The organism is Dorea sp. YH-dor226, from assembly GCF_039832105.1.
GTDB lineage: Bacteria > Bacillota > Clostridia > Lachnospirales > Lachnospiraceae > Dorea_A.
The window spans coordinates 199,864-206,318 of record NZ_JBDOHS010000004.1; the positions used below are offsets into that span (position 1 = coordinate 199,864).

General features: G+C 35.6%; 6 protein-coding genes. All 6 read right to left on the bottom strand.

Going from position 1 to position 6,455, the window contains the following annotated elements:
• Window positions 1–2: 2 nt before the first annotated feature.
• The 6 genes from ABE547_RS05630 to ABE547_RS05655 all read right to left on the bottom strand — a co-directional run bounded on the left by ABE547_RS05630 (window position 3) and on the right by ABE547_RS05655 (window position 6,307).
• The gene (locus tag ABE547_RS05630; protein WP_347377840.1) at window positions 3–653 is read right to left on the bottom strand and encodes a GntR family transcriptional regulator; all 651 of its coding nucleotides are present in this window, start codon (window positions 651–653) and stop codon (window positions 3–5) included.
• A 75-nt stretch (window positions 654–728) separates the two neighbouring features.
• Complete coding sequence (locus ABE547_RS05635) at window positions 729–2,012, bottom strand: L-serine ammonia-lyase, iron-sulfur-dependent, subunit alpha (protein ID WP_347377841.1); 1,284 nt, start codon at window positions 2,010–2,012, stop codon at window positions 729–731.
• A gap of 12 nt (window positions 2,013–2,024) precedes the next feature.
• Window positions 2,025–3,203, bottom strand: a complete 1,179-nt coding sequence (locus ABE547_RS05640; RefSeq protein ID WP_347377842.1) for an aminotransferase class V-fold PLP-dependent enzyme — start codon at window positions 3,201–3,203, stop codon at window positions 2,025–2,027.
• A gap of 18 nt (window positions 3,204–3,221) precedes the next feature.
• A complete protein-coding gene (locus ABE547_RS05645; RefSeq protein ID WP_347377843.1) occupies window positions 3,222–4,187 on the bottom strand; it encodes an oligopeptide/dipeptide ABC transporter ATP-binding protein in 966 nt (321 codons plus the stop codon).
• 38 nt (window positions 4,188–4,225) lie between these two features.
• Window positions 4,226–5,200: an ABC transporter ATP-binding protein gene (locus ABE547_RS05650; protein WP_347377844.1), complete on the bottom strand. Its 975-nt coding sequence runs from the start codon at window positions 5,198–5,200 to the stop codon at window positions 4,226–4,228.
• 15 nt (window positions 5,201–5,215) lie between these two features.
• A complete protein-coding gene (locus tag ABE547_RS05655) occupies window positions 5,216–6,307 on the bottom strand; it encodes a Xaa-Pro peptidase family protein (protein WP_347377845.1) in 1,092 nt (363 codons plus the stop codon).
• Window positions 6,308–6,455 lie beyond the last annotated feature (148 nt).

The window sequence follows — 6,455 nt, forward strand, 5'->3', positions numbered from 1 at the left end:
TTTTATCCGTTTAAATCTTCTATAATTTCTCGTTTCAAATCTTCAATGTCTTCCTTTAAAATATTTAAGGACAATTCTATATCTTTCTTCTCCATTGCTTCTATAAGTTCTTTATGGCGTTGCGCCTTCGTATCATGTCGATGACTCCAGGACACAGAAAAATACTGGATTGCACCACGGTAAGAAAACTTTAGTGCTCTTTCTACTTCTGCATAAATCTGTGAATTTTCACAAAAACTGCACAAAAGGAGATGAAAGCTTATATTGCTTTTCCAGTGTTTCATCATATTTTTCCCTTCATGAATCTCATTTGCTCGAGAAAGGTTTTCTTTCAAGAGCCGAATATGATGTTCGTTCAATATAAGGAATGTCTTTTTCAACGCTGCCAATTCAAGAATTACTCGTAACTCAACAATATCAGATATCTCTTTTACTGAAATAGGTCTTATCTGATATCCCATTCTCGGACGACTTTCCAACACTTTTTCATTGCAAAGTTCAATCAGCGCTTCTCTTACCGGCGATTTACTGACTCCATACTTTTCAATTAATTCTCGTTCTGTAATAATTTGATTCTGTTGGTAATACCCTTCCGTAATCTCGTTTAAAACCTTTTCGTATATTTGATCTTTTAATTTTATGTTTTCAAACATAGGCGTCTCCTCATTTTGTATGTCATATATATCATATAAATATTCTATAATATTTTAAATAAAATTTCCATATATTTACAAAGCACTATTTTTATTTACTGTTCTTTTCAGCATAATATCTACAATTTTCTGATCTGTTTGCCTCATTCCCTCTCTTCCCAGTATACCTACATTTTTTACTGTTTCATCAGCATCACAGGTAACAATTCCATCGCCACCCACAAATTCTTTATTATTTTGATACATTGTATAACCCAAAAAACCTGCGTCTATGGCTGATGCAATTTTTGCAGCACAAGAAGATTTTGCCCCATCACAAATAATTCCAGATACCACTGCTAATGAATTCACTAATGTATGTGCCACCTCTTTAAATCCTCCGCCTTCCAGATAAGAAATTCCAGCAACACTTGCACACCCTGCATTTACTGCGCCGCAGTATGCAGACAGTCTTCCAATAAATTGTCTTTGATATATTGTAAGTAAATCGGAAATAACAATTGCTCGAATCATTCTTTCCTCGTCATATCCTTTTTCTCTTGCATAAACAATAATTGGAACAGAGGCTGTTATGCCCTGATTTCCACTACCTGAAACGATCACAACCGGAAGGGTACATCCATTCATTCTTGCATCTGAGCCTGCAGCAGCATATGCTCGCGCTTTTTCTCTGACAGAACCATTGGCACAACTAAGTAATGTCTTTCCAACAGCTCCTCCATATTCTTGTTCTATCCCTTCCTCTGCAATTTTCATATTATATTCCACCTGTCTACGAATCAGAGATGCAATATTTTGAAACGGAACATTGTCTGCAAATTTGATAATATTTTCAATTGTAAGAAAATCTTCTCCTTTTTCCTCCTCCAAATGTTTTTCTTTTATATATATTACAGTATCATTCTTTTTTACAAGCACAACATTCATATGCTCTTTTATAATTTTAACTTCAGCCAAATCTTTTCCTGACCATTCTCTTACATCAATTTCAAATACTTCTTCACTTCTACTTGCCATTACATGAATTGGTACATATTGAAGATATTCTATTATATCGTTTATCTGTTCGCAGGTCATATCCTCTATAACTTCCAATTTTTTTTCCGTATTTCCTCCAATAATTCCGGCTGCTACTGCGGCTTCAATTCCACGAAGTCCATTTGTATTCGGAATCGTAACACTTTTAACATTCTTTATAATGTTGTTGCTAACAATAATTTCTATTTTATCAGGTATAGACTCCAATATGTCTCTTGCATAGGCTGCCGCATAAGCAAGAGCAATGGGTTCCGTGCACCCGAACGCCGGAATCAGCTCTTTTTCTAATAATTCAATAAAACACCTATCTTCATATTCCATGCTATACCCTCCTTATACGATTTGACTTAATAATGTTATCAGTTGATCTATCTCGTCTTCTGTATTCCAATAATGGAGAGAAATCCTCACTGTTCCTTCAATTTCAAAAATCTGGCATACACCTGGACAGAAAAAGTGATGTCCCATCATTCCTATTCCATTATGATTTAAATATTCCGCTATTTCTCCACATTTTTTTCCCTTTACTATAAATCCCATTGTACCCCGACGACAAAATACATCCTGTGGACCAATAATTTCAATTTCTTTAATTTCTTTTAATTTATTAAACAGATATTCCATCAATTCAAAAACTCTATTCTCAATTTCAAGAATGCCACCAATTTCGTCAATATATTCTACTGCCCTTGCAATGCCAAAAATGCCCGGATAATTTTTTTCACCATAATTAAAGCGTTGTATATTTTCATAAAACGAAAAATTACTTTCGTTATAATCCCAGACACCGCTATTCCAGGCTGGTACCCATCCATTTAGTTCTACGATTTTTTCTTTTTTTACGTATAAAATTCCCGTCCCAGAAGGCCCTCGAAGATATTTTCTTCCAGATGCTGTCAAAAAATCACATTTAATTTTTTTAACATCAAGCGATACTGCGCCAAGGGATCCTGCTGCATCAACACAATATGGTATTTGATACTTATTAGCAATTTTTCCAATCTTTTCAATGTCCTGTAGTACACCAAGACTATTCGCCACATGCGTTACACTAATCAAAGCCGTATTCTTATCTATTAAGTTTTCCATTTTATGGATATCCAGTATACCTGGTACTTTTGAGGGAATCCATCTGATTTCCAGTCCATACGATTTCGCCACCTGTATCCATGGTGCTGTATTACTGATGAAGCTCATAGAATCTAATATTATATTTTGTCCCTTTTTCCACTGCATTCCTTGTGCAACTATATGAATACCCACAGTACCATTTGGCAAAAGCATAATCTCTTCCTGATCAGCATTAATAAACTTTGCCATTTTCTGTTTTGCGCCATTATATCTTATTGCTGTCAATTCTTCTGCTTTTTTACTAGTTGCTCCGTAACGCATAACCATACGATAATAATCCTGTGAAGCTTCAATAACAGGAATAGGTGGAATAGATGTGGAGGCATGATTGAAATATATGTTTTCACAAGGTGTATCTTCTCTAACCTTTTTTATATCCATAACATTTCCTCTCTTCTATCAAATATGTAAATGACAGGATACTTTATGTCCATCCCCTACATCACACAATTCCGGACGAATTTCTTTACACTTTTTTGTCGCATATCTGCACCTGGTATGGAAAGCGCAACCTTTCGGAACATTTACAGGATTTGGCACATCTCCTTCTAACATAATCCTATTTATGTTCACCTCTGGATCCGGAATCGGAATAGCAGAAAACAATGCTTGAGAATATGGATGCAATGGATTCTCATACAATTCCTCACAATCAGCCATTTCTACAACTTGTCCTAAGTACATGACAATTACTCGATTACATATATGACGGACAACCGACAATCCATGTGAAATAAACATATAAGTTACTCCAAATTCCTTCTGAATATCTTGTAAAAGATTAATAATCTGTGACTGTGTTGAAACATCCAGCGCAGACACAGCTTCATCGCATACAATCAACTCCGGCTTTAAAATCAACGCTCTTGCAATCCCTACTCTCTGTCGCTGTCCTCCTGAACATTCAAATGGATACTTGTCATAAAAATCTTCTGCAAGACCTACAACTTTCAACATTTCATATACTTTTTCTTTAATTTCATCTTTATTTCCTAATCTTTGTATTTTTAATGGTTCACCAATAATATCACCAATTTTCATTCTCGGATTTAAAGAAGTATATGGATCCTGATAGACAATTTGCGCATGTTTTCTAAACTTCCGAAGTTCTTTCCCTTTTAACTTTAGAATATCCTGTCCTTGAAATAAAACTTCTCCAGTTGTTGGTTCAAATAAATGCAAAATTAATTTTCCGAGTGTTGTTTTTCCACATCCAGACTCACCAACAATGCCTATCGTTTCTCCTTTATAAATCTGAAAGCTAATATCATCTACTGCCTTTACTACCCGATGATCTAAAGAAAATGCTCCTGACTTTGCAGAGTAATATTTAGAAACATGACATATATCAAAAAGTAGTTCCATTTTCTATCTCCTCTCTTAACAGATGCAACTTATTATGTTTACGAATAAAGCCAACAAGCAGTCTTTTGTCCGTTCCCCATATCTTTCATATTTGGTCTTTTTTCTTTACATACCGGAAGTGCACATTTACATCTATCACAGAATTTACATCCTTTTATTTTATACTGATCGTTTAACCCTGGTACAGTTCCCTCTATCATAAACAAACGCTCTTGCTTTTTATCAGGTCTTGGAATTGCTCTCAAGAGACCTCTGGTATAAGGATGCAGCGGATTTTTGAAAAACTGTTTAACAGGAGCCTCTTCTACGATATTTCCCGCATACATTACAATAACACGATCAGACATTTCAGCAATAACTCCCATATCATGAGTAATAAACATCATTGCCATATTTCTCTCTTTTTGCAGTCTTTTCAGTATATCTAATATCTGTGCCTGAATGGTAACATCCAATGCCGTCGTTGGTTCATCTGCTATTAATAATCTTGGATTTCCTGCTATTGCCATTGCAATCATCACTCTTTGGCGCATTCCGCCAGAAAGCTGATGCGGATATTCCTTTGCACGTTTCTCAGGCATCGGAATTCCAACCATATCAAGAAGCTCCACCGCACGTTTCCATGCATCTTTTTTACTGATTTTTTCATGATAACGTAAGGATTCTACTATTTGAAATCCACATGTTAATAGTGGGTTTAGAGAAGACAATGGTTCTTGAAATATCATTGTCAGTTCTTTTCCTTCTATTTTCGAAAACTCTTTCTTGCTCATTGCCAATACATCGTTTCCGTCAAACGTAATTGTTCCTGCTGTAACACCTCCTGCACGTTCAGGTATCAAACGCATAACAGACATAGATGTTACACTTTTTCCACAACCAGATTCTCCAACAATCCCAAGCACTTCTCCTTCATTAACGTGGAAAGAAATTCCATCTACTGCTTTTACCGGATGTGATTCTCCCCAGAATTCTGTCACCAGATTATCTACTCTGAGTATTTCTCTTCCCATTTCCTCGCCCCTCTCCTATTTTGATATTAAAATATCATGTGGCAGATCGGTCAGACATTCAGCACCATCTTTTCGAAGAAACAACACATCTTCCAGACGAATTCCAAATTTCCCCGGAAGATAGATACCAGGTTCATTAGAGAAAACATTGCCTTCATGAAGAGCAAGATTATTTCCTATCACAATATAAGGCTCTTCGTGGATATCCAACCCTATGCCATGACCCAGACGATGTGTAAAATATTCTCCATATCCTGCCTGTTCAATAATATTTCGAGCAATCATGTCCAATTCTTCTCCGGTCACTCCAGGTTTTACCTGTTTTGCCGCGCATTCATTAGCTCTTCTCACAATATCATATATTATTTTAAACTCATTCTGTATATTACCAACCGCAACCGTTCTTGTGATATCTGCATAATATCCTTTATAACAACCACCAAAATCAATAATAACAGCATCTCCTTCGCGAATTACGGTATGATCTGCGCTATGATGAGGAAGGGCACCATTTTTTCCTGATGCAACCAGAGGAATTCCACTGCACTCCAATCCTTCCTGACATAAATATTCTCTTAAATTTCTTCCCACTTCTAATTCGGTTTTACCGCATATTCCTTCATTGATTAATCTAATCAATGCATTTCCAGACAATTTCTGTGCAATTTTCAGACATTCATACTCTTCTTCATTTTTTATTGCTCTAATATTGCTGAGTAAAACTCCTGCGGGTATTATTTCTTGATTAAAAAAAATATTACGTAAGCGATAAACCATAATTGCAGGCATTTGATTATTTACCAGAATCTTTTGAATATCTTCCTCTTCTAAATAATGTTTTGTTTTCTTATACGGATCTTCATTCTCCTTCCATCCAACAATGATAACAGACTCTTTTAACTGTAAAGACAAATTCTCTTTTTCAAACTCTGGTACAACGAACCATGCTTTTTCCATTGTTAAAATAAGTAAAACAGGTCTTTCAAGTGAAATTCCACAAAATCCAGTTAAATATCGCAAATCGGAAGATGGAGAAACCACAAGACAATCTGCCCCGATTTTTTTCATTTCGAATCTTACCCGTTCGAACCTTTCAGGAATACTCATAAATTACTCTCCTTATTATCTATATATTTTAGGCATTTGTTAAATGCCGCAACCCATTGATTTTACTGGGTTTTCTCGCTGTTTATATATAAATTTTCTCTCCACTCATGGTAAAATATAAGTAACCACACAAACATCCCACACACGA

Excerpts from the sequence above, each read along its gene's own strand:
- ABE547_RS05655 (WP_347377845.1), bottom strand. The coding sequence starts at position 6,307 with ATGAGTATTCCTGAAAGGTTCGAACGGGTAAGATTCGAAATGAAAAAA.
- ABE547_RS05630 (WP_347377840.1), bottom strand. The coding sequence starts at position 653 with ATGTTTGAAAACATAAAATTAAAAGATCAAATATACGAAAAGGTTTTA.
- ABE547_RS05640 (WP_347377842.1), bottom strand. The coding sequence starts at position 3,203 with ATGGATATAAAAAAGGTTAGAGAAGATACACCTTGTGAAAACATATAT.
- ABE547_RS05635 (WP_347377841.1), bottom strand. The coding sequence starts at position 2,012 with ATGGAATATGAAGATAGGTGTTTTATTGAATTATTAGAAAAAGAGCTG.
- ABE547_RS05650 (WP_347377844.1), bottom strand. The coding sequence starts at position 5,200 with ATGGGAAGAGAAATACTCAGAGTAGATAATCTGGTGACAGAATTCTGG.
- ABE547_RS05645 (WP_347377843.1), bottom strand. The coding sequence starts at position 4,187 with ATGGAACTACTTTTTGATATATGTCATGTTTCTAAATATTACTCTGCA.